The 22,236-nt window shown below is 69.1% G+C and carries 22 protein-coding genes; 9 read left to right on the top strand and 13 right to left on the bottom strand.

Features of this window, described 5'->3' with window-relative positions; all coding sequences use genetic code 11:
• Positions 1-207: 207 nt before the first annotated feature.
• The 4 genes from ACFWFP_RS09295 to ACFWFP_RS09280 all read left to right on the top strand — a co-directional run bounded on the left by ACFWFP_RS09295 (position 208) and on the right by ACFWFP_RS09280 (position 3,880).
• A complete protein-coding gene (locus ACFWFP_RS09295) occupies positions 208-1,368 on the top strand; it encodes a sensor histidine kinase (RefSeq protein ID WP_379294229.1) in 1,161 nt (386 codons plus the stop codon).
• A complete protein-coding gene (locus ACFWFP_RS09290; protein ID WP_379294228.1) occupies positions 1,365-1,997 on the top strand; it encodes a response regulator in 633 nt (210 codons plus the stop codon). The genes ACFWFP_RS09295 and ACFWFP_RS09290 overlap by 4 nt, the downstream gene beginning before the upstream one ends.
• Positions 1,998-2,093: 96 nt before the next feature.
• Complete coding sequence (locus ACFWFP_RS09285) at positions 2,094-2,723, top strand: NAD(P)-dependent oxidoreductase (protein ID WP_379294227.1); 630 nt, start codon at positions 2,094-2,096, stop codon at positions 2,721-2,723.
• Between the two features lie 107 nt (positions 2,724-2,830).
• Entirely contained in the window at positions 2,831-3,880 is a 1,050-nt protein-coding gene (locus ACFWFP_RS09280) for an alpha/beta hydrolase (RefSeq protein WP_379294226.1), read from the top strand.
• On the opposite strand, the gene ACFWFP_RS09275 is transcribed toward ACFWFP_RS09280, so the two are convergent.
• The 3 genes from ACFWFP_RS09275 to ACFWFP_RS09265 are packed head-to-tail and all read right to left on the bottom strand — an operon-like array spanning position 3,881 to position 7,068.
• On the bottom strand, positions 3,881-4,762 hold the full coding sequence (locus ACFWFP_RS09275) for an amidohydrolase family protein (RefSeq protein ID WP_379294225.1): 882 nt from the start codon (positions 4,760-4,762) through the stop codon (positions 3,881-3,883).
• A complete protein-coding gene (locus ACFWFP_RS09270) occupies positions 4,759-5,799 on the bottom strand; it encodes a nucleoside hydrolase (RefSeq protein ID WP_379294224.1) in 1,041 nt (346 codons plus the stop codon). Before ACFWFP_RS09270 ends, ACFWFP_RS09275 begins: the two co-directional genes overlap by 4 nt.
• Before the next feature lie 54 nt (positions 5,800-5,853).
• Complete coding sequence (locus ACFWFP_RS09265) at positions 5,854-7,068, bottom strand: FAD-dependent monooxygenase (RefSeq protein WP_379294223.1); 1,215 nt, start codon at positions 7,066-7,068, stop codon at positions 5,854-5,856.
• A gap of 105 nt (positions 7,069-7,173) precedes the next feature.
• Between ACFWFP_RS09265 and ACFWFP_RS09260 the strand changes: the two genes are divergently transcribed.
• A complete protein-coding gene (locus ACFWFP_RS09260; RefSeq protein WP_379294222.1) occupies positions 7,174-7,743 on the top strand; it encodes a TetR family transcriptional regulator in 570 nt (189 codons plus the stop codon).
• A 10-nt stretch (positions 7,744-7,753) separates the two neighbouring features.
• On the opposite strand, the gene ACFWFP_RS09255 is transcribed toward ACFWFP_RS09260, so the two are convergent.
• Positions 7,754-9,130, bottom strand: coding sequence for a CoA transferase (locus ACFWFP_RS09255; protein WP_379294221.1), 1,377 nt, complete (start codon positions 9,128-9,130; stop codon positions 7,754-7,756).
• A 48-nt stretch (positions 9,131-9,178) separates the two neighbouring features.
• Between ACFWFP_RS09255 and ACFWFP_RS09250 the strand changes: the two genes are divergently transcribed.
• On the top strand, positions 9,179-9,925 hold the full coding sequence (locus tag ACFWFP_RS09250) for a thioesterase II family protein (protein ID WP_379294220.1): 747 nt from the start codon (positions 9,179-9,181) through the stop codon (positions 9,923-9,925).
• On the opposite strand, the gene ACFWFP_RS09245 is transcribed toward ACFWFP_RS09250, so the two are convergent.
• Positions 9,906-10,280 carry a DUF2784 domain-containing protein gene (locus ACFWFP_RS09245; protein ID WP_379294219.1) on the bottom strand — a complete coding sequence of 125 codons (375 nt, stop codon included), beginning with the start codon at positions 10,278-10,280 and terminating at the stop codon, positions 9,906-9,908. The two genes, ACFWFP_RS09250 and ACFWFP_RS09245, sit on opposite strands and share 20 nt — an antisense overlap.
• Positions 10,281-10,348: 68 nt before the next feature.
• Positions 10,349-11,779 carry an SDR family NAD(P)-dependent oxidoreductase gene (locus ACFWFP_RS09240; protein WP_379294218.1) on the bottom strand — a complete coding sequence of 477 codons (1,431 nt, stop codon included), beginning with the start codon at positions 11,777-11,779 and terminating at the stop codon, positions 10,349-10,351.
• Positions 11,780-12,014: 235 nt separating this feature from the next.
• On the opposite strand from ACFWFP_RS09240, the gene ACFWFP_RS09235 reads away from it, so the two are divergent.
• Positions 12,015-12,584: a TetR/AcrR family transcriptional regulator gene (locus ACFWFP_RS09235; RefSeq protein ID WP_379294217.1), complete on the top strand. Its 570-nt coding sequence runs from the start codon at positions 12,015-12,017 to the stop codon at positions 12,582-12,584.
• On the opposite strand, the gene ACFWFP_RS09230 is transcribed toward ACFWFP_RS09235, so the two are convergent.
• Positions 12,581-12,943, bottom strand: a complete 363-nt coding sequence (locus ACFWFP_RS09230) for a hypothetical protein (protein ID WP_379294216.1) — start codon at positions 12,941-12,943, stop codon at positions 12,581-12,583. The two genes, ACFWFP_RS09235 and ACFWFP_RS09230, sit on opposite strands and share 4 nt — an antisense overlap.
• A gap of 258 nt (positions 12,944-13,201) precedes the next feature.
• On the opposite strand from ACFWFP_RS09230, the gene ACFWFP_RS09225 reads away from it, so the two are divergent.
• Positions 13,202-13,915 carry a hypothetical protein gene (locus ACFWFP_RS09225; protein WP_379294215.1) on the top strand — a complete coding sequence of 238 codons (714 nt, stop codon included), beginning with the start codon at positions 13,202-13,204 and terminating at the stop codon, positions 13,913-13,915.
• A 4-nt stretch (positions 13,916-13,919) separates the two neighbouring features.
• Here ACFWFP_RS09225 and ligD read toward each other — a convergent pair whose 3' ends face one another.
• The 3 genes from ligD to ACFWFP_RS09210 form a co-directional block, all read right to left on the bottom strand.
• Positions 13,920-14,918 carry a non-homologous end-joining DNA ligase gene (ligD, locus tag ACFWFP_RS09220; RefSeq protein WP_379294214.1) on the bottom strand — a complete coding sequence of 333 codons (999 nt, stop codon included), beginning with the start codon at positions 14,916-14,918 and terminating at the stop codon, positions 13,920-13,922.
• Positions 14,915-15,994: an ATP-dependent DNA ligase gene (locus ACFWFP_RS09215; RefSeq protein WP_379294213.1), complete on the bottom strand. Its 1,080-nt coding sequence runs from the start codon at positions 15,992-15,994 to the stop codon at positions 14,915-14,917. Before ACFWFP_RS09215 ends, ligD begins: the two co-directional genes overlap by 4 nt.
• Before the next feature lie 149 nt (positions 15,995-16,143).
• Positions 16,144-16,527 (bottom strand): cold shock domain-containing protein, encoded by a 384-nt coding sequence (locus ACFWFP_RS09210; RefSeq protein WP_379294212.1) that lies wholly within the window; start codon positions 16,525-16,527, stop codon positions 16,144-16,146.
• A 256-nt stretch (positions 16,528-16,783) separates the two neighbouring features.
• Between ACFWFP_RS09210 and ACFWFP_RS09205 the strand changes: the two genes are divergently transcribed.
• A complete protein-coding gene (locus ACFWFP_RS09205) occupies positions 16,784-18,265 on the top strand; it encodes a condensation domain-containing protein (RefSeq protein ID WP_379294211.1) in 1,482 nt (493 codons plus the stop codon).
• Here ACFWFP_RS09205 and ACFWFP_RS09200 read toward each other — a convergent pair whose 3' ends face one another.
• Genes ACFWFP_RS09200 through ACFWFP_RS09190 form a run of 3 tightly spaced genes read right to left on the bottom strand, consistent with a single transcriptional unit; the run spans position 18,266 to position 22,235 of the window.
• Entirely contained in the window at positions 18,266-19,579 is a 1,314-nt protein-coding gene (locus ACFWFP_RS09200) for a pyridoxal-phosphate dependent enzyme (protein ID WP_379294210.1), read from the bottom strand.
• Positions 19,579-20,988, bottom strand: coding sequence for a decarboxylase (locus tag ACFWFP_RS09195; protein WP_379294209.1), 1,410 nt, complete (start codon positions 20,986-20,988; stop codon positions 19,579-19,581). The genes ACFWFP_RS09200 and ACFWFP_RS09195 overlap by 1 nt, the downstream gene beginning before the upstream one ends.
• The gene (locus ACFWFP_RS09190; RefSeq protein WP_379294208.1) at positions 20,985-22,235 is read right to left on the bottom strand and encodes a heavy-metal-associated domain-containing protein; all 1,251 of its coding nucleotides are present in this window, start codon (positions 22,233-22,235) and stop codon (positions 20,985-20,987) included. Before ACFWFP_RS09190 ends, ACFWFP_RS09195 begins: the two co-directional genes overlap by 4 nt.
• Between the last annotated feature and the right edge of the window lies 1 nt (position 22,236).

Below are 22,236 nucleotides of genomic sequence, written 5' to 3'. Positions count from 1 at the left end.
GGCGGCGGGGACTCCGCCGAACGGCCCGACCCGGGCAGCAGGATTCGACCCGCGCGGCCCTTGCGCACACGCGGGTCGCCTGGTAGCGGCAGTTGATCCCGAAAGGACCGGGGGATCGAGCGCCTGTTCGGATCCCACCGCTCCCGCACAGACGCGCCGACCGACTACTCGCGCGGTCCGAACCGCGCGGTCGCTTACCGTGGGTGCGTGATCGAGATCCGCGCCCACCGCGACTGGCGGGGGCTGCTGCGGTGGCTGCCGCTGGTGCTGATCCCGGTGTTGCTGCTGGCCAGCACCTACCCGGGCCAGTACCGCGTGCCACCGCACTACTGGCTGTTGGCGATGACCGCGGCCGTGGTTTTCCTCGCAGGCGCTCGGTGGCCGCTCGCGGTGTCGCTCGCGCTGTCGGCGCTGGCCGTGCCGATGCTGCGCACCGACGCCTGGGGCGTGTCCGGGCTGGCGCCGTACCTCGGCGCGGTGGCCCTGGTCGACGTGGTGGCGCGCACGCACCGGTGGTCGACCGTCGCGGTGGCGACCGCGGGCTGGGTCGCGGCCGTGACGCTCGGGCGGGTCGGTCTGCACGACAACTCGATCGGGCGGGCGTCGACGCTCGTCGAGGCCGCGGCGTATGTGGGACTTCCGTTGCTGCTCGGGCTGTACCTGCGGGGGCAGCGTGACCTGGCGCAGAATCTGCGCTTGCGCGCCGAGGAGGAGCAAGCACGTACCCGCCTCGACGAGCGCGCCGCGCTGGCGCGCGAACTCCACGATGTGGTCGCTCACCACATGGCTTCGATCGTGCTGCGGACCTCGGTGGCGGGACATGTTGTGCGCGAGGCCGATCCGCGCGTGGTCGCGGTGCTCGACGATGTGCGCGACACCGCGGCCGACGCACTCGCCGACATTCGCCGATTGCTCGCCGCCCTGCGCGATCCGACCCTGGGTACCGTCGCCTTGGTCGACTCCGACGCGGTCACGACCGAGGTCGAGGCGGCGCTCACTCGGGTTCGCGCCGCCGGGTTCACCGTGGTGACCGACATCGACACCGACCTCGGCGGACTCGACGCGATCAGCAGGCTCACGCTGTTGCGTTTGGTACAGGAGTCGCTGACCAACGTGATGAAGTACGCAGATCGTGATGTGCCGGTGCGGTTCGCGATCATCAGGTGCGAAAACGGGATCACGATCGAGGTCGTCAACAGCCGTCGCAACGGGGTAACGACACCGCCCGGACACGGGATCATCGGGATGCGCGAGCGCGCCGAACTCGCCGGCGGCACCCTCACCGTCGGTACGGGCGTGGACGGCGACGAGAAGTGGACTGTGCGCGCTCTGCTGCCGGACACCGCGAGGGGAGTGGGGCTGTCGTGATCACAGTTCTGTTGGTGGACGATCAGCGCCTCGTGCGCGCGGGCCTGCGGATGCTCATCGAGGACACCACCGACCTCGCCGTCGTCGGGGAGGCGGCCGACGGCGTCGAGGCGGTGCGGCTGTACGCCGAACTGGCCCCCGACCTGGTCGTGATGGACTTGCGGATGCCCGGCCTGGACGGTGTCGCGGCGACCCGGCAGATCCTTGCCACCGCACCACGCGCGAAAGTGCTGGTGCTGACCACTTTCGACGACGATGAACACCTGTTTCCCGCGCTGTCCGCCGGGGCCGCGGGCTATTTCGTCAAGGACACCGAGCCCGCCGTGCTGCTCGACGCGATCCGGCGCACGGTGGAGGGCGATCTGTTGTTCTCGCCCGCGCTGCTGCGCCGCCTGGTCGACCGGGCGCTCGGGGCACCGTCGGCGCCGGTCCCCGCTCCCGATCTGACGCCGCGGGAGCTCGACGTCCTGCGTCTCGTCGCCCAGGGGTACGGCAACCAGGAGATCGCTGACCGGCTCCACCTGGGTGTCAGCACCGTCAAGACCCACATCGCCAACCTGCTCGGCAAGACCGGCACCGACAACCGTGTTCGCCTCGCCGTCTACGCCGCCGAGGTCCTCGGCCGCTGATATCTCGAGGGTGAGATAAGTCATCATTAACTAAGTCAACATTAAGATATATTTCCTTCTGTCAGGCAGTCGGATTGTCGTGCAGGAGGATTGGTCATGCGGATCGCGGTGTTCGGAGCTGGTGGGACCGTCGGGAGTCGGGTCGTCGCCGAGGCGGTGTCGCGGGGGCACGAGGTGACCGCGGTGTCGCGGCGCGACATGCCGGTTCCGGAGGGTGTGCGGATACGGATCGGTGATGCGAGCCGAGCCGACGACGTCGAAAAGATCAGTGCCGGGCACGATCTCGTGATCTCGGCAACGCGGCCGGCGGTGGGACGTGAGTCCGAACTGCCTGTCGTCGCGGCGGCGATGCTCGACGGCGTCGCACGCGGCGGTGTGCGGCTGCTGGTCGTCGGTGGCGCGGCGACGCTGATGGTCCCCGGCGCCGGGGCGCCGCTGAGCCGAACCCCGGAGTTCCCGGCCGAACTCGCCGCGATCGCACAGGCGTGCGCCGATCAACTCGCCGCGTGCCGAGCGGACGCGACGGCCGACTGGACCTATCTGAGCCCGCCCGCTGAGCTGATTCCGGGCGAGCGCACCGGTGAATACCGGGTCGGTGCCGACGAACTGCTGGTCGACGCGGACGGTGTCTCGACGATCTCCCTGGAGGACTTCGCGGTGGCATTGCTCGACGAGGCCGAGCGGCCCGCTCATCGGCGCGCCCGATTCACCGTCGCGGCAGCATGATTCGGCGAATCGACGTTGTGTTCGGTGACGAATCGGTAAGAAACCGGTAACGATGGTGTGATCCAGCCCGATAGTGTGACGAGCCGCACTGGGCGGTCGGTTTTCGCATGGAGGTTGGATCGGTGAGGTGCCGCAGCGCGGTTTCGGCGGTGCTCGTCGTGGTGGGCTCGATGATCGGCGTCGGCGGGGCGCACGCGCAAGAGCCGGAATCGGTTGCTGCGGGGGTGGAGCAGACTGTCACGGTCGGCGGTTCGCGGGCCGAGGTGACCGCGATCGACGGTCGGCGGGTGACGGTACGGATCCACTCGGCCGCCATGGGGCGCGAGGTCTCGGTCGAAGTCCAGCGCCCCGCCGACACGTCGGTGCCGCGGCCGTCGCTGTATCTGGTGAACGGCGCGGGCGGCGGCGAGGACACCGCCACCTGGGAACAGAACACCGACGTCGTCGATTTCCTGGCGGGCAAGGACGTCAACGTCGTCATGCCGATCGGTGGCGCGTGGAGCTACTACACCGACTGGCGCGAGCCGGATCCGATGCTGGGCGTGAACAAGTGGCGGACCTTCTTCCTCGACGAGCTGCCCACGCTCGTCGACACGATGTTCGCCACGACCGGCAAGAACGCGATCGCGGCGAACTCGATGACGGCCACCTCCGTGCTGCAGCTCGCGATCGCCAAGCCGGGACTGTTCCGCTCGGTCGCCGCCTACAGCGGTTGCGCCCAGATCAGCGACCCGGTGGGCAGACAGTTCGTCAATGTCGTGGTCGGGACCGGCGGCGGCGACGCGTCGAACATGTACGGTCCGCCCGGTGATCCGGCCTGGGCGGCCAACGATCCTGTCGTGAACGCCGAAGGGCTGCGCGGGACCAAGCTCTACGTCTCGAACGGCAACGGACTGCCCGGCGAGTTCGACAAGCTCGGTGACTCGCACCTGGTCACCTGGGGTCCGGTCGGTTTGGCCAACCAGATCGTCGTCGGCGGCGTCATTGAAGCCACGACCCGCTGGTGCACCAAGAACCTGCAGAATCGCCTGGAAGAACTGGACATCCCCGCGACCTTCGACCTGTCGACCCAGGGCACCCACTCGTGGGGCTACTGGCAGAAGGCGTTCAAGAACTCCTGGCCGCTGCTGGCCGAGGGGATGGAGATCCCCGCCTGATCAGTCGAGCTCGAACAACCGCGCCGCGTTGTCGTGGCAGACCTTGCGCAGCCACTGCGGACCGAGGTCGAGGCGTTCCAGCGCGGCGACGGCCTCGGCGTAGGGGTACGGGATATTGGGGAAGTCGCTGCCGAACAGAATCCGATCGGCGAAGCGGCGCAGGCGATCTCGCTCGGCGGGCGGGAAGGGCGCACCACCCTCGCTGAAGTCGGTCCACACCATGGTGGTGTCGAGGTAGAGCTGCGGGTACTGCTCGGCCAGATCGAGGAACTCGCTGTACTCGGGAGTTCCCATGTGCGCGATGATCAAGCGCAGGGTCGGGAAGCGCCGGAGGAGTTCGGCGATGGGTGCGGGTCCGGTGAATTCGCCGGGGGCCGGGCCCGACCCGCAGTGGATGAGAACGGGTGTGCCGGTTTCGGCGAGGATCGCCCAGACCGGGTCGAGCAGAGGATCCAGGGGCGAGAACGCGCCGACCTGGATGTGCACCTTGAACACTCGCGCACCACGGTCGATGGCCTCGCGGACGTAGCGGGGCGCGTCCGGCTCGGGGTAGAAGGTCGCGGTGTGCAGGCAGTCGGGGGTGCGGGCGGCGAACTCGGCGGTCCAGTCGTTGAGCCAGGCGCCCATCTCCGGCTTGTGCGGATAGACCAGGGAGGTGAACGCCCGGACGCCGAAGTCGCGCAGGGTCTTCAGGCGCACCTGTTCGTCGTCGCGATAGGTGATCGGCCAGGGTCGGCCCGTCAGCGGCCCCGCGGTGTCGAAATACGCCCACACCTTGCGCATCACCTGGTCGGGCATGAAGTGGGTGTGCACGTCGATGATCGCGGGCAGCTGGTAGCGCGCGCGGAAGTCGGCGAGGTAGGCGACAGTGTCTACGGTCATGACAGCTCCGGGTAGAGGCGGCGGGCCAGGGCACCGACGCGGGTGACGAGGCGTTCGAAGAAAACGGCGGGGTCGGTGCCGATCACGATGTCGGCGTTGGGTTCTCGGCCCCACATGCCTGCCCAGTCGGCGACGGTGGTGGCCCGGGTGATGGTGCCGGCCAGCTCCACGTCGACGGTGGCCGGGCGGGTGGTCGCCAGGGTCGGGTCGAGTGCCACCGCGGCGGCGAACGGGTCGTGCATGTGCGCCAGGTAGCCCAGGTCGTACTGGTGGTGGAAGTCGAAATAGAACCGCACCGCGTCGGTGAGATAGCGGATGATCGGATTGCTCGCCGCCGAACGGAATTCGGGGGGATCACCCGCGCGAACATGCTCGATCGGTGCGCTGTGCGCTGCCTGCGAGAGCACGGCGAGGTGTTCGGGCAGCATCTCGATGGACTCGGTGATATCCAGTGCGCACACCAGCGGCCTGCGGTCCGGCGGCGCCGCCGAGAAGGCGTCGAACACCTCCTTGGCCGCTTCGGGGTCGACGTGGATGTTCCACTCGTTGGTCGGCGTCGTATTGCCGGGGTGGTTGAACGCGCCGCCCATGACGACGAGACGGTTCAGCAGACGTGGCAGCTCGGGTTCGATGCGCAGGGCCAGCGCGAGATTGGTGAGCGGGCCGGTGCACAGGCCGGTCACCTCACCCGGCTCCGCACGAGCCAGGTCCACCCAGAGCTGCGCGGCGGACCGGGACGACAGCGCACGCGACGACACGGGCAGTTCGGCGTAGCCGAGGCCCTGCGGACCGTGGGTGTCCTCGGTGGTGCGCAAGGGAATGGCGAGCGGTTCGAGCGCACCGAGCGCCACCTCGATCTCGGGCGCCCGGCCCAGGTCGAGCATCGCCAGGGTGTTCGCCGCGACCTGCGCCGCGTCCACGTTTCCCGCGGTGGCCGCGATGCCGATGATCTCGGCGTCGTCGCTGGCCAGCAGGTACAGGATGGCCAGCGAGTCGTCGATCCCGGTATCGACGTCGAGGATGATCCTGTGCGGCACGTCATCGAGAGTAGCCGCGGACCTGTCGAGGTCCGCGGCCAGTCCGCGGGTGGGTCAGTAGGCCGGGAGGGCGAATTCCTCGGTGTGGCCGAAGAAGATCTTCTTGGTGAGCGGGCGCATCGGGCGCGACATCATCAGCCGCACGTTCGTCTTGGCGAGCCGCGTCAATAGCGGGGACTTCGGGATCATCATCGCCATACCACCGCCGGGGATCTCCTTGGCCTTGTCGAGGAACGGCGAGATCTTGTCCTGGTAGCGCTGCTGCGCGCCGGCCGGATCGGCCGGGGTGGCCGCGATCTCGGCGGCCAGGATGTAGGCGCCCACGATGGCCATCGCGGTGCCCATGCCGCTCAGCGGTGAGCCGCAGTAGCCGGCGTCGCCGATCAGTGTCACGCGGCCGACGGACAACTCGGGAACGTCGACGCGGGCGACTTCGTCGAAGTAGAAGTCAGGGGTGGACTCCATCGCCGCGAGGACAGCGGGAGCATGCCAGCCCGCGTCACCTATCGTCTTCCTGATCAGCGCGCGCTGGGCGTCGACGTCGCGGCGCAGCGCCGGGTCCGTCTCGGTGCGGATGGTGATGATCGCCTTGGCGGTCGCCGGGTCGGCATCGGGGCGGATCCCGAGCATGGCGCCGGGCACCAGGCGCATGCTGAACCAGCCGGGCTCCACGTCGGCGGGCTTGGGCATGGTGAAGAAGGCGCCGTAGCCGCCGAGATTGGTACTGAACTGCTCTTCGGGTCCGAAAACCAGTCGCCGCGTCGCCGAGTGGACGCCGTCGGCGCCGATCACCAGGTCGAACCGCTCGGTGGCCCCGGACGCGAAGGTGACGTCCACCCCGGCGTCGTCCTGGACGATCTGGTCGATCCATTCGCCGTAGCGATAGTCCAGCCTGCCGTTGGCTGCGGTGGCCAGCGCGTCGAGGAGCACCTGATTGAGGTCGCCCCGGGTGATCTCGATGTCGGCGACGGCGCCCTGCCCGTCGAAGTCCTCCATCGCCATCCTGGCGTAGATCTTGCCGTCGCCGTCGATGTAGGACATGCCGCGCTCGTCGAGCTGGTACTCGGCGATGCCTTCCATCAGGCCCATCCGCTCCGCGGCTTCCTTGCTCGGGCCGCGCAGGTCGACGGCCTGGCCGCCGGGGCGGGGGACCGCGGCGCGCTCGACGACGGTGGTGCGAATGCCGTTGCGCAGCAGCTGGAGGGCGACCGCGTTGCCGGCGATGCCGCCGCCGGAGACGAGAACGTGGAGGGTGCTGGTGCTGCTCATGATGTGTTTCCCGTCTGATGTACGAATGTCTTAGACATATGTCTAACAGAGGTTGGCACGAATGTCTAGAACATATGTCTAAGACGATCGAGTAGGCTCTCGAGCATGGGAAACAGAGAAGATCTACTGGCGGGGGCGCGCAAGGTGATTCTCGAGCGCGGCGTCGCGAAGGCGACCGCGCGCGATATCGCCGCCGCGGCGGGGGTGAGCCTGGCCGCGATCGGTTACCACTTCGGGTCGAAGGATCGCCTCGTCACCGAGGCGTTGAGCGAGGCGCTGGGCACCGGGATGGGCGATGCGATGGACGAGCTGATCGCCACGGGCACCGGCAAGTCACCGCTGGAGGGGCTCGCGCTGCTGTGGAACGGAATGCCCGAGGTGTTCGCGGGCAATCACGAGGCGATGCTGGCCAGCCTGGAGAACATCGTGCGGATCGTGCGCTCCGACGACGCGCGGGCGCAACTGGGCGACCAGCTGTCCGGGGCGTTCACCGATCTCGGCGCCCATGTGCAGGCGGCCCACCCCGAGCTCGATGCGGCACAGGCCGCGGCGATCGGGCGGATGTATTTCGTGATCGCCCAGGGGCTCGGGATGCTGTGGCTGCTGGATCCGGGTGAAGTGGCTGTCGATGGTGATCAGCTCGCGGTGGCGATCCGGGCGCTCGCGGGGAAGTGACCGAGACCGGTCACGGGCGGTGGTAGTGATCGGGCGCTTCGACCCAGAACGGCTGCGCTGATCCGTAGGGTGGTGCGGGCCAGCGGTAATCGTCATAGTCGGCGAATGCCGGTGCGGCCGTGACCAGTTCGCTGTGTGTGACGGTCGAAGCCGGATCCGGCGGTGTCGGCGCGGGATGGCCGGGGCGGCGCTCGCCCGCGGCCAGGAGCCAGGATGCGGTGCGCGCCAGGGAAACTCGGACGGCGCGCCCGAACCCGTCGTCGGCGCGAGCCAGCAGGGCGTCCATGACGGCGGCGGCCATGAGGTAGCCCGACCCGTGGTCGAGTGCCTGGGCGGGCAGTGCGCCCGGACGATCCGGAGTTCCCTCGAGCAACGAGATACCGGACACCGCTTGGACGATGCTGTCGAAACCTCGTCGCTCGCCCCACGGTCCGCTCGTACCCCAGGCCGAGACCGAGGCCTCGATCAAGCCGGGACGTCCGGCAGCGCGGACACCGGCAGCGGCGAGGGCACCCGGCCGGTAGCCGGTGACCAGCACATCGGCCTGGTCGAGGAGAACCTCGAATGTCGCCAGGTCGGTGCGCAGGTCGAGCAAGGTCGAGCGCTTGCCCTGGCAGTTGTCGGAGAACTGCCAGTCGATCTCGGGCAGGTGTGGTGGGTCGATGCGCAGCACATCGGCGCCGAGCAGGGCCAGCGTCCGGGTGGCCACCGGGCCCGCGAGGACGCGGGTGAGGTCGAGGACGCGAATGCCGGTCAGTGGCCGCTCGACGGTGGCGACGCGCTCGCTCGTACCGGGCCACGGCGGGGTGGGCATGCGCGCGTCGCGCGCGTCGACGGCGACCACAGACCCGTGGGCGGCCGCGCGGCCCATCGGGCTGTCCGCCCACTCGCCCTCGGTACGGACTCGTACCGCGACGGCGCCCGCGGTAGCGGCGATGTCTTCGATCTCGGCGCCCTTCATCGCGGACAACCTGGCGGTGAGCTGGGCGGCGTCACCGGCTGCCGGGAGCCCGAGCGCTCGCAGCAACCGTGCCCGGTGATGTGGGTAGTTCGCGTGGGTGCGCACCCATCCGTCGGCGGTGGGGAAGAAACCCGAGAGCTCGGCGAAGAACGCGGGCGCGCTACCGGCTCGCCGGAACAGCCGTTCGCTGCTGAACGCCGCCGTCACCCGGTCGGCATCGAGGCGAACAGGGCGCGCGGGCAGGCCGTGTGCGACTCTGACCCGATCGGCCGCCGCGCTCACCGCCGCGACCGAACCCGCCGCGAGCGCCCACACCGGTAGGGTGGCCGCCAACCGCGCACCGGGATCCGGCACGTCGGCATCGCTCGACGGCGGAAGTCCCAGTCCCGTCTCGTAGGCGTGGACGAGCTGCTGCGCGGTGGTCACATCGACCAGCCTAGTTGTGGTGAAGACGGTGAGGAGAGTGATGTGGGCGTGAATACAGCTGCGACGGAGTGGGTTCGGATCCTGCGATCGGACGCGGCGGCACGCGGGCGTGTGACGTGTTTCCCGCCCGGCGGGGGATCGGCGACCTTCTATCGGGAGCTGGCGCGACACATCGGCGCCGGCGTGGAAGTGACCGCGGTGCAGTATCCGGGCAGGCAGGATCGGCTCGACGACCCGACGATCACCGACCTGCATCTGCTCGCCGACCGGATCGCCGCCGATATCGCGCGTCAGCCGGGACCGGCCCGTGCGCTGTTCGGGCACAGCATGGGCGCGACCGTGGCCTACGAGACCGCACTGCGACTCGCCGCCGCAGGCCAACCGCCCCGCGCCCTCATCGTCTCCGGCCGTCCCGCACCGGAATTCGTCGAAACCGGACAGCTACACCGAGGGCCGGACGCCGCGCTCATCGATGATCTGGAGCGGCTGGCCAACGACCCGGCACCGGTGCGGCTGCTGCGCACCGAACCGGGCCTCGCCGATCTCGTGCTGCCCGCCGTGCGCGCGGACTACCAGGCGGTCGAAACCTATCGGCGTCGGCCGGGACCGCTGCTGAGCTGCCCCGTCGTCGCGCTGGTGAGTACCGAGGACCCGACGACCACCGTGGCGCAGGTCGAACAGTGGCGCGCGGTCACCGACGGGCCGTTCAGCATGCGCACATTCGGTGGCGGCCACTTCTACCTCGACGAACAGCACGCCGCGGTGGCACAGGAGATCACACGGCACGTGAACTGAGCCGGCGATGGTGCAGGCGCGCGTAGCCGAGCCACGACACGAGCACCGCCAGCGCCGCGAGCGCGCGCACCACGCCGAGTGCGCTGTCGGGGTAGATCACCCCGGTGAGGTAGTGGTCGATGAATCCCGCGGCGGGCAATTCGCCGACCCCGGCTTGTCTGCGCGCCCAGTTCTCGGCGTAGGTGAGCGGGCAGTCGAAGCCGATCAGGATCGTGCCGAAACCCCATGCCACGGCCAGGACGTGCAGGCCGATCGTCCGGGGCCATCGCCACGCCAGGAATCCGCCGGCGACCACGTACGCGATGAACGCGACGTGGGTGACGGCGAGAACGTCGGCCAGCACCCGGAACGGCACCTATTCAGGATATGTACCGTTCCCCCCGGCGGCATCATGATCATCATTCCGGTTGGGCATCGCTCGAGTCACCAGGGTGAAGGCCGGTAATCCTTGAGGAAGCAGCCGTAGAGGTCGACGCCGTCCTCGCCCTGCACGATCGGGTCGTAAACGCGAGCGGCGCCGTCGACGAGATCGAGCGGGGCGTGGAAGCCCTCCTCGGCGAGGCGGACCTTGGTGAAGTGCGGGCGTTCGTCGGTGATCCAGCCGGTGTCGACCGCGGTCATCAGGATCGAGTCGGCCTCGAACATCTCGAGCGCGCTGGTGCGGGTGAGCATGTTGAGCGCGGCCTTGGCCATGTTCGTGTGCGGGTGGCCAGGGCCCTTGTAGCCGCGGCCGAACTGGCCTTCCATCGCGGAGACGTTGACCACGTACTTGCGCCTGCCCGCCGCGGCGGCCAGCGCCGGACGCAACCGCGACACCAGGATGAACGGCGCGACCGAATTGCACAGCTGCACCTCGAGCAGTTCGGTCGCCTCCACCTCGCCGACCGTCTGCACCCAGCTGTTGGTGTGCGCGAGATCGGGAACCAGACCACCGGCGTCGATGGCCACGCCCGCCGCGATCCGCTCCGGGGTGGCCGAACCGGCGACCAGCGCGAGCTCGGCGACATCGCCGGCCGACAGCGACGGCGTGAGCGAGGCGGTGAGCGCGGTCGGATGGGCCTGCATGGTCTTGCCGAAGGTGACCATCTCCGGCAGGACGCCCGCGGGCAGCGGCGCGGTCTCGGCGTCGACCAGGGCGCTGTAGGCGCCGGCCGATCGGCGCACGGTCTGGGCCGCGTTGTTGATCAGGATGTCGAGGGGGCCCTGGGCGGCGACGTCGTCGGCCAGGGCGACGACCTGCGCGGGATCACGGAGATCGATGCCGACGATGCGCAGCCGGTGCAGCCAGTCGGCGCTGTCCTCCATGGCGGCGAAGCGGCGTACCGCGTCGTTGGGGAAGCGGGTGGTGATAGTGGTGTGCGCACCGTCGCGCAGCAAGCGCAACGCGATGTACATGCCGATCTTGGCGCGACCGCCGGTGAGCAGGGCGCGTTTGCCGGACAGGTCGGTGCGGGCGTCGCGCTTGGTGTGGCTCGCGGCGGCGCACGCGGGGCACAGCTGGTGGTAGAACGCGTCGACCTGGGTGTACTTCTGCTTGCAGATGTAGCACGGACGCGCCTTGAGCAGGGTGCCCGCGCTGGCGCCCGAGGCGGACGAGCTGATCGGGATGCCCGCGGTCTCGTCGTCGATGCGCTGCGGGGACCCCGTCGCGGTCGCGGCGATGACGGCGCGGTCGTTCGAGGAGATCTGCTCTCTGGCCTCGATGCGACGGCGGTGCTTGAGCTTCTTGAACATGTGCCCGACGGCGCGCTGCACGGCGATGGAGTCGGGGTGTTCCTTCTCCAGCTGCCCGGCGCGTTCGAGTACCCGCAGACAGGTCGCCAACTCATCCGGATCGATCATGTTCTCGGTCATCGGGGAGTGCGACATTCCTTCGTGCGGGAGCGGTGGGCGACATCTATTGTCGCATTGGCCGCGCGAGCGACCCGCTGGGTATCGTGATGGGCCGTCGCCGCAACCGCGCGACGGCTATCGAACTCGACGGAGAACCGCGATTTCCCCGCTGGACACCGACACCGCAGACGCGCCGCGCAGGCGCAGGCTCGAACCCGACGAGCGACGAGCGCAGATCCTGGCGTGTGCCATCGACATGTTCGGTGAGCGGCCCTACGCGGCGGTGTCGACCGCGGAACTGGCCCAGCGCGCGGGGGTGGCGCGCGGGCTCATCAACCACTACTTCGGCAACAAGCGTGACCTGTATCTGGCGGTGGTGCGTCGCATGGTGACCCTGCCGCGTCAGGACAAGGTGTCCATTCCCGAGGGCACACCGGGCGAGCGGGTCGACGCGATCGTGGGCTGGCTGCTCGACACCATCGCCGAGCACGGCACCACCTGGGTGAAGGTGACCAGCCACGAGGGCGTCGGCGACGACCCCGAAGTGCAGCAGATCCTCGATCAGGCCGACGATGCCGCCGCCGAACGCATGCTGGTGATGATCGGGCGCGCGGATCTGGCGGACAGCGCACCGTTGCGCGCACTGGTACTCGCCTACGCGGGCCTGGTGAAAGTCGCCGGTCGGGAATGGATCACCCGCGCCACCCTCACCAGGGCACAGGTGCATCAACTGCTGGCCGACACCTTGCTCACGATGATCACCGTGACGATTCCGAGCGTGCTGATCATCGAGCCGGAGCCGACCGTGGAATCGGGCGAACGCTAGGAATCGAGCGCGCGACCCGAGCGACCCGAGCGCCGCATCGCGATCGCGGCGGCACTGTAGCGCTGGGGCCCGGCGTGGCCGGGCGCGTGGCCGGTCCGGCCGAGCATCTGCTCGATCTTCTTCTCCCGGTGATGCTCGAACATCAACGCACCGACACCGCCGCCGATGAAAAGGAGCGTCATGATCGCGGCCAGCACGGCCCATCCGGTGTGCGCGGTGCCCGCCGCGACGAGGGTGCAGGCGAGCGCCACCACCCCGATCGCGCACATGATGATGCCGGGGACGTTGTAATCGTCGGCCAGCAGATCACCGGCTTGAGCATGCCAGGCTCGGTCTGCCGGAGGCGTGCTGTCGGGCATGAGTCCTCCTCGCGAGCTCGAGAGTTCGCGCAACGGTGTACCTCATGACCAGCATGAACCTGTTCCGTCTGCCGAGGTAAGGGTGATAGCCGGTTCGTTACCGGGTGTGTTCGCGCGGGTTGACGCGTTATGTCACTGTGACCCTATTTCGCGTTTGAGCTGTCCTATCGGGCTTCGAGTCCTTATTCTCGTCGCGTAACCCGGCGTCGCACCTGTTTCGTTGTGCGCCCGGGGAGATCGGAGAGGGACCCGGGGTTGATGGCACGGTACGAGGAATGGGACGACGACCCCGAGCAGGAGTCCGACGATCGGCGCTGGGACGGCCGGCGCTGGCCGCAGGTGAGCGCGGACGGTGCGGCCGGTGGTAGCCGCGGTGATCAGCCGCGCGTGAATCCGTACGCGATGGTGGCGCTCGCCGCCGCGCTGGTGCTGCTGTTCCCGATCGCGATCGTGTTCGGGCTGCTGTCGTTCGGGCATCCGCGCGGACGGGGGATCGCGTTGCTGGCACTGCTGCTCGGTATTGCCGAGGTGGCGGTCGCGGCAGCGATCGGGCTCGCCGTTTTCGGTGGGTTGGATGTGCCGATGCCCGCACTCGCCCAGTCGGCGGCGACAACCACACCGACGCCGGTGTCGGTGACTTCGCACGCGGCACCGACGGTGACCGAGGCCGTCCCGGTGACGAGTCCCGCCGGCGGCGGCGAGAAGAGCGGCGTGGTCGAGAAGGGCACGGAATGCACCGCGGAGAAGGCCGGTCTGCTCGGCGTCGCGGCAGACGGTGCGACACTGCTGTGTCTGCGCGGGTCGAGTGGTCACACCTGGTCAGGGCCGTTCAAGGTGTCGGGGTCGTACTACACCGCCGGGGCGAAATGCGATCCCTCGGTGGACAAGTCGGGCCGTACCTCCGACAACCACGCGCTCGTGTGCGAGGGCAAGGGCAGCGCCGCGGTCTGGTCGCCCTGGACCACCGAATAGGCGCTCACTCCTTCTTGGCCCGGCTCGGCTGCACGCGCGGCGGCTCGTTGGGCATCTTCGGATACTGCGGTGGCCACGGTGCGTCCATCAGCCCCGCTGCCATGTCGCGCTCCGACATCTGCAGCAGCGGTTCGATCGATTGCGCCGCCCGGTTCGCCCAGGGATCCCCCGATTCGGCGAGGCGGGCGGGCACGGTGGCGAGGGTGAGTTCGTCGGGCACGACGGTGCCGAGTTCGGCCCAGGTGATCGGCGTCGACACCTGACCGCCGACCTTGGGCCGCACCGACCAGGCGCCGAACACGGTCTTGTGCGGGGCGTTCTGATTGAAATCGATGAACACCCGCGAGCCGCGTTCCTCCTTCCACCACTGCGCGGTGATCTCGTCGGGATGTCTGCGCTCGAGCTCCCTGGCCAGTGCCACCGCCGCGGCCCGCACCTCGTAGCCGTCCCAGCGCGGTTCCAGTGCCGCGTAGATGTGCAGGCCCCGTGAGCCCGAGGTCTTGATGGACGAGTCGATGCCCAGTTCGGACAGCAGTTCGTGGGTGAGCACCGCGGCGCGGCGCAGATCATCGAAACCGATGCCGGGGGAGGGATCGAGGTCGATGCGCAGTTCGTCGGCGATCCGCAGATCGGGAACATGATTGGGCCACACGTGAAACCCGAGACAGCCCTGATTCACCGCCCACAGGATGTGCGCGAGATCGTGTGCCACCAGCGCGTCGCTGGTGGTGCCGTTGGGGGTGGACACCTCCACGGTCCGCAACCAGTCCGGCGCCGATTTCGGCACCCGCTTCTGGAACCACGACTTGCCCGACGCGCCGTCGGGATAGCGTTCCAGCAGCAGCGGCCGTCCACCGATCACACCGAGCATCGGTTCGGCGACAGCGCGGTAGTAGTCGACCAGGTCGAGCTTGGTCTCGCCGCGTTTGGTGAAGTAGACCTTGTCGGGATTGCTGATGGTCAGCGCGCGGCCGTCGATGTCGAGTTCCACCGCGGCGCTCATCGGCCGACGCCGAAGATCGCGTCGAGCTCGGCGGGCGCCACTTCATCGAGCTGGGCGTAGGTGCACGAATCCGGGGTGCGGTCGGCCCGGAACCGCGCCAGCCGTCCCCCGTGGCGGAACCGTCCCGACTGCACGTGCTCGTAGCGCACTTCGGCGACCAGCTCGGGCCGCAACGGCTCCCACGACAGATCCTTGCCCCCGCTCCAGCGGCTCTGCCCGCCGGGCATCTTGCCGTCGGCGTTCGCCTGCGCGACCGCGTCGGCCCAGTTGCGCCACGGATGGTCGTCGAGCGCGTTCTCGCGCAACGGCGCCAGCTCGTCGAGTAGTTCGCGGCGCCGGGCCGCGGTGAAACTCGACGCCACCCCGACATGGTGCAGATTGCCCTCGTCGTCGAACAGGCCGAGCAACAGCGAACCGACGCCCTCGCCGTCCTTGTGCATCCGGTATCCGGCGACCACGCAGTCGGCGGTGCGTTCGTGTTTGATCTTGAGCATCACTCGCTTGTCCTGCAGGTAGGCCAGCTCGTCGGACTTGGCCATCACGCCGTCGAAGCCGGCGCCTTCGAAACGGGTGAACCAGTCCTGAGCTACGTCGGGGTCGTGGGTGATCGGCGTGAGATGGATCCGGCCGGGCGCGGCGTCGAGCAACGACTCGAGCTCGCGGCGCCGCTGCGCGAACGGCTCGGCGGTGAGATCGCGATCGCCGAGGGCGAGCAGATCGAAGGCAACGAAACTGGCCGGTGTCTCGGCCGCGAGCTTGGCGACCCGCGACGCGGCCGGATGTAACCGCTGCTGCAGGGTGTCGAAATCGAGGCCGTGCTCGGTGACGACCACGATCTCCCCGTCGATGACGCAGCGTTGTGGCAACGCCGCCTTCAGCAGCTCGGCCAGCTCGGGAAAATAGCGGGTGAGCGGGCGGTCGTTGCGGGAGCCGAGTTCGATCTCGTCGCCGTCGCGGAACACGATGCAGCGGAAGCCGTCCCACTTCGGCTCATAGCTGAGCCCTGATTCGCGGGGCAGTGACGGCGTCGACTTGGCCAGCATGGGGCGCACTGGCGGCATCACCGGTAGATCCATTCGATCCTCCTCGCGGGTGTGTTCACCCGTGTCGACGATGCGAGCACGCCCGATTCATCGGTGTGTGAGGCGATCGTAGGACGGGGGACCGACACGTGCGCGGACATCGAGTGCGCGCCTGTCGCGCTCGGAGAGGACCGTGCGCGAGATCAGCTGTCGAGCCAGCCGTGCTCGTCGGCGAAGGTGGTGAACCGGTCGCGGATGGTGATGATCTCGGCGGCGGTGAGCGCGGGAGACGCCTCCAGCAGCAATTCGGTGATCTGCTGACGCAGTTCGTCGGGACCGAGCCGGTCGCCGCTCTTGCGCGTCTTCGGAGCCGAGGGGGGCTGTCCGACCCCGGTCAGATTGATCGCCTTGGGGCCCCGATCGCCTTCGGTCACATCGAATTCGAACAGGCGACCCTGGCGCAGCTCGTCCTCGTCGAGGCCGATGTCGTTGACGTGGACGAACACATCGGGCCCGCCGTCGTCGGGCCGGATGAACCCGAAACCCCGTGAACCGTCGAACGACACCAATTTCCCGATGGACACCAACCAGCTCCTCGCTCCGCTTCCCGTCGCTACTCTAACGCGGCTTTTGGGCGATTTCGCCCGGAAAGTGGATAGTCGGCGAAATCGTGGGTTTCGCGAAGCGAGCGGGCGGACCGAGCATGGTCACGATCCGGTAACTGTGTGTTCACATCGACTCATTAGCGTTCCTCACCTGTCGGAACAGTGTGGAGGTTGTAGACGCGTGTCGGACCCCGGTGTGGGGAAGAGATCGGGGGGTTTCGGCGCCGGAAGCGGCGTTGTGTCGGCGACGGCGCGCACCGGGAGCGAGCCGGTCTGTTTCCGGCCCGCCGCCGCACCGGTGCTCGCTCCTCGGCCGTGTCCGGCGCATGTGCCGCTGGCGCCCGCTCAGGAGCGCATGTGGCATGCCGCGCGACTCGGCCGATCGGCGGATTGGAATGTCGCGCGGGCGATGCGCTTGCGCGGTGCGCCGGTCGACGTGGCAGCGCTGCGGGCGGCGCTGAAACTCCTCGTCGGACGCCATGTTCCACTGCGGACCCGGTTTCCGGCGACCGAGCTCGGTCCGGCCCAGCGCGTCGTCGACCCGGGCGATGTCGTCCTCGAGGTGGCCGAATGTGAGGTCGGCGAAGCCGAGCTCGCTCCCGCCGTCGCCGCGCTGGCCGGGCAGCCCTTCGACCTCACCCATGATCTGCCGGTGCGGGCGCGACTGTTCGTGCTCGGGCCCGACGACGTGGTGCTTGCCCTTGTCGTGCACCACATCTCGGTCGACGGCCGCTCGATGGATCCGCTGATCCGCGACCTCGTCACCGCCTACCTGGCTTGTCGCGCCGGCACCGTCCCGCTCTGGCCGCCGCTGCCGATCAGCTACATCGACTACACCCTGTGGAAGCACGAGCAGCTCGGCGAGTTCACCGACGAGTGGAGCCGGGCCACCCATCAGCTGCGGTACTGGGCCAATACGCTGGCCGGCCGCCCCGCCCTGCTCGCTCTGCCCGCGCGAGAGGTCCCCGCGGCCTCGATCGACCCGGTCGCCGGTGCGCTGCTGCCGATTTCGTTCGACGCCGCGACTCATGCCGGGCTGCTGCGGATGGCGCAGGAGGGTCGGGCGAGCCTGTTCATGGTGTTGCAGGCCGCGTTCGCCCTCACTGTCGGCGCGTTCGCCCGCAGCTCCGATGTCACGGTCGCCACGGCGGTTTCGGGTCGCGATCACCGTGTGCTCGACGACCTCGTCGGCAACTTCTCCGACGATGTGCTGATGCGCGTGCGCCTCGACCGCGCCGCCGACGTCAGCGAGCTCCTCGATCAGGTGCGCCGGGTCGCGCTCGCCGCCTACGCCCACCCCGACACCCCCAACCCGCGGCTCAAGCGCTGCCTGCTGCAGGACGCCGCGCTTCCGCTGTTCCAGGCCACGCTCATCCTGCAACGAGCGGGGGCTCCACCCGCCACTGTCGAACATCCTCCAGCACAAGGGCTTTCGATTACCGAGGTGCCGACCGGTGTGGTCAGGGCCAAGCACGACCTCGAGTTCGGGCTCACCGACCACTACGATCCGCTCGGCGCGCCCGCCGGGGTCGACGGGTCGTTCATCTACCCGATCGCCCGGTTCGACGAGGCGACCGCGCAGCAGTTCGTGGCGCGTTTCCGGGCGATCGTCGCGTTGCTCGCCGACGGGTATCGCGGCCCGCTGGCGGCCCTGCTGGCGACGACCGGTCGCGGTCGTGCGCTGAGCACCGCCCGCCGCGCCACCAGGGTGCTCGTCTGATCAGCCGCCGCGCTCCATCGCGTACCCGGCGTCGCGCCACGCGACGATGCCGCCCGCGAGGCTGAACGCCTCGTAGCCCGCGCGGTGGGCCACGGCGGCGAAACGCAGCGAGGTTTCCCCGACCGGGCACACGAACACCACCGGCCGCGATCGCGGAAACGGCACGCCCTGGGTGAGCATCTCCTCGAGCTGGTCGTCGCGGATGTTGAGCGCGCCGGGAACATGCCCGACGCGGTAGGCCATCGCGCCGCGGGTGTCGACGACGGTGGGTCTGGCGGTGCGGTCCAGTTCGGCCAGCTCAGCGGGTGACAGGGTCGGCGCGGTGTCGCCGGGACTCGGGGGCGCGGGCCCGGTGGGCTTGCCGAACAGCTCCGGTCTGCGTTTGGCGACATAGGACAGATACGGTTCGATCCGGTCGCACACGATCAGCACGGCCACCAGCGCTCTGCCCTCGGGGCGCGGTGCCGTGGCCAGGGTGCGAAGGGCGGCGCAATAGCCCGCGCCGCTGGTGGGTCCGGCGAGCACGCCGTAGCCGCGCATCAGGTCGAGGGTCGCCTCGATGGCGGCGGCGGAGTCGACGGTGACGATCTCGTCGTAGAAATCCGGCCGGAACAAGCCGACATCCCACATCTCGCGCTCGGAGCGGATACCGGGGATGAAATCGAAGCGGTCCGACACCACCCCGACGGTGCGCAGGTCCGGATGGTGGGCGAGCAGGGCGGTCGCGGTGCCGCGGGTGGAGCCGGTGGTGCCGAGGCCGCCGATCAGGTAGTCGAGATGGTCGATGCCCGCGTCCGCGAGGTCGGTGGCGATCTCGGTGCCGGTGCCGTCGTGATGGGCCGCGATATTGCGCTCGTTCGTGTATTGCGAGGGGTGGTACCAGCGGTCGGGCGCCTGGCCGATGGTCTGATCGATGACGGCCGAAACATCGTCGGCGGCATGGGGATCGGGGCATTCGGACAGGCCGGGCAGTTCCACGATCTCGGTGCCGAGCAGTTGCAGCAGCTGGCGGACCTCGCTCACCCGGATCCGGTTGGTGACCGCGCGCAGCGGGATGCCGTGCAGCGCGCCGAGCACCCGCAGCGCTTTGGCGGTGTTGCCGCTCGACGCCTCGATGAACGACTGTCCGCCCGCGCGGACGCGCGCGAGGTCGTCGCGGATCATCGCCCAGGCGACGCGGTCCTTCACCGAACCGAAAGGGTTGTGCGACTCCAGTTTCGCGTACAGCTCCACCTCGGGCAGCCCGTGGACGGCCGGGTCGAGGCGCAGCAGGGGAGTGTTGCCGATCAGCTCGGTGATGTGGGTGTAGACCATCACCGGCCCCCGGGCCGATAGTCGGCGTCGGGGCAGAGGAAGAACTGTCCTTCTCGGTGCAGCACAGCGACTTTCGCGGGAGTCGGATGCATGGCGGCCTGCGCGGCCGACAGATCCGTGTGGTAGGCGGCGGTATTGGGGAACACCACCGGATCGCCGGGGGAGGGCAGCCGCGCGACCCGCACCTGCCGCTGGGTGATCAGGTCGCGCTCGAGGCACAGGTGCCCGGCGAAATACACTCCGGCGGGCCGCGGCTCGGCTACGTCGGCCAGCACGATCGGATCGATGAGCACCTCCTGGTCGGCGGCGGTGACGGTGTCTCGGCTGAGATCCAGATGGACCAGCGTCGCGCCGTTGCCCGCCTGTTTGACGAACTCGACCTGCGCCACGGTGATGCCTGCCTGGTCGACCAGCGCTTTGCCCGGTTCGAGCCACAGGTCGAGGAGATTGTCGGTCAGGACCGCTCCCAGCGCCCGTCCACCGTGCCCGGGCAGCGGGGCGGCGAGGAGTTCGGCGAGGATGCCGGCGGCGGGTTCGGTATTGGCGTACTTGTGGAACACCGGTCCGCCGTGCACCATTCCCTCGGCGACGTGATAGCCGAAAGTGTTGTTACCCCAGTGCATCGCGGGGCCACGCCCGAGCAGGCCCGCCCGCAGCGCGTGGTCGTAGGCGTCGTACGCCCCGGCATCGGCGGTGAAGACCTGGCGCAGGCCGCCGCCGATATCGAGCACCGTCGGCGCCAGGCCGTGCGCGTAGGCACGTTCGATCAGTTCCAGACAGTCGCCCACGGCGTTGACTCGTTCCGCGGTGGCAGCGGTATCGAGGTGGAAGGCGAATCCCCGCAGCCGCAGCCGGTCGCGGTGACGTACCAGCAGGTCCAGCGCCGTCGCCACCTCGGCGAGATCGATGCCGAACCGGCTCGGTGAGCTGCCGGAGAATCCCGAGACACGCAGCAATACCGGCACGGCCGTCTCCGGGAGCGCCAGCTCGGCCAGCGTCGCGAGTTCCCAGAGGTTGTCGACATTGACCGTCGCCGCGGCCGCCAGCGCGGCGCGCAGCAACGCGGTGCCCTTGGGTCCGGTCACTTCGATGTGATCGGCGGGGAATCCGGCGGACAGCGCGGAACGCAGTTCGCCCGCGGATGCCACATCGACGGCGATTCCCGCGTGCGCAGCCGTATGGGCGAACGCCGCGGAACGATTCACCTTGTGCGCGTAGCAGATGCGATGCCGGACGGCGCCCGTGTCGAGCACGGCGCGCAGGGCGGCGAGGTTGGCGGTGAAGACCTGCGGGAACACCAGATGCACGGGGGAGCCGTAGCGGCGCAGCGCGGCGCGCACGCCGTCGCGATCGGTGAGGAACGCGGCGACGAGCGGATGCAGCGCGGCGGGAACGGCGGGCGGGATCATCCCACCGACGCGCCGGGCACCTGTGCCGGCACGTCGTCGACCGGGTTGTAGCCGCCATCGCGCAACGCCTCGAAGACCCGGAGCCTGTTGCGCGGACTGCGGATCCGGGCGACCACCCGCTTGGACTCCAGATCGACCTCGACGACCGGGATCTGCATCGACTCGAGCAGGGCGGTGATCGTGCGGACGCAGTGCCGGCAGCTCATATCGGGGACGTAGAAGACACCGTCGTCGCCGGTGGGGCCGGTGCCCGGCTGCTCCTCGGTCGGGTCCTCGATCACTTCCACCGAGCCTGCCAGCGCGGCGAACGTCTCGATGAACCGATCGACGACCGTGGCCAGGACGTGGACACCGGCACCGTCGACGTCGTGCTGGGTCGCCGCGAGACAGGTGGGTCGCGTGCCGGCGGGCAGCAGCGCGTACTGCCGGGAGATCAGGTCGAGGTCGTCGTGGTATTTCGCGACGGCCGCCTCGGTTTCCAGGCCCTCCTCGCTGGTCGCGCGCTGCATCACCGCGTGTGCGTCGGCAATGGTGGCGTCTTTCATCGCGCGCAGGACGGCGATCGAGTCGGCGGTGTAGCGCACGGACCCATCGGGCTGGGTGGCGAAACGCACCGGGATCATCCCGCGCCGGAAGGTCGACGCCTGCAATTCCCAGAACCAGCGGGTGGCGACGGCGGTGAAGATGCCGGAATCACGCATCCCGGTGGCGAATTCGATGAGCCCGCGATAGCGGGTGTCGGCGGCGATCAGCCCGTGCTGGACCAGCGCGCGCCCCGTTGCCTCGATGCCGACCCGGAAGATCTCGTGCGGATCGTGATCGGTGGTGGTCGCGGACAGGACGCCGTGATCGTGGGCGGGGAGAGCCGCGGCGCGCGCAGGCAGTTCGGAGGCCGCCAGCGAATGCCACAGCGCGAGGACTGTTTCCCGCGCGATCACGGCGAGTTCGGGGCCGGCGCCCGTGGTGTGGAAGTACCCGGTGTTGGGAATGCCCGCGCTGTCGGTCCAGGTGAGGCGATGGGTCGCGCTGGTCACCTGATCCGGGCGGCACGGCCGCATGAACCGCTCCAGGTACATCCGCTGGGACTGGGTCAGCGCGGCGCCGGATTCAGGCTGTAATGCGGTGGCACGATAGGTGATTCGCGACGGCGGTGGTTCGGTGGCGGCGAACAGTCCGGGCGCGGCCAGACGGGCCAGTACCCGGGACGCGGCGCGACGATCGTAGTGCTGCACGGTGGGCGAGCCCATC

This window comes from Nocardia sp. NPDC060249 (assembly GCF_042728755.1).
Taxonomy (GTDB): Bacteria; Actinomycetota; Actinomycetes; order Mycobacteriales; family Mycobacteriaceae; genus Nocardia.
The sequence above is the reverse complement of the archived record's forward strand: the minus strand, read 5'-3'. Positions and strand labels throughout refer to the sequence as shown.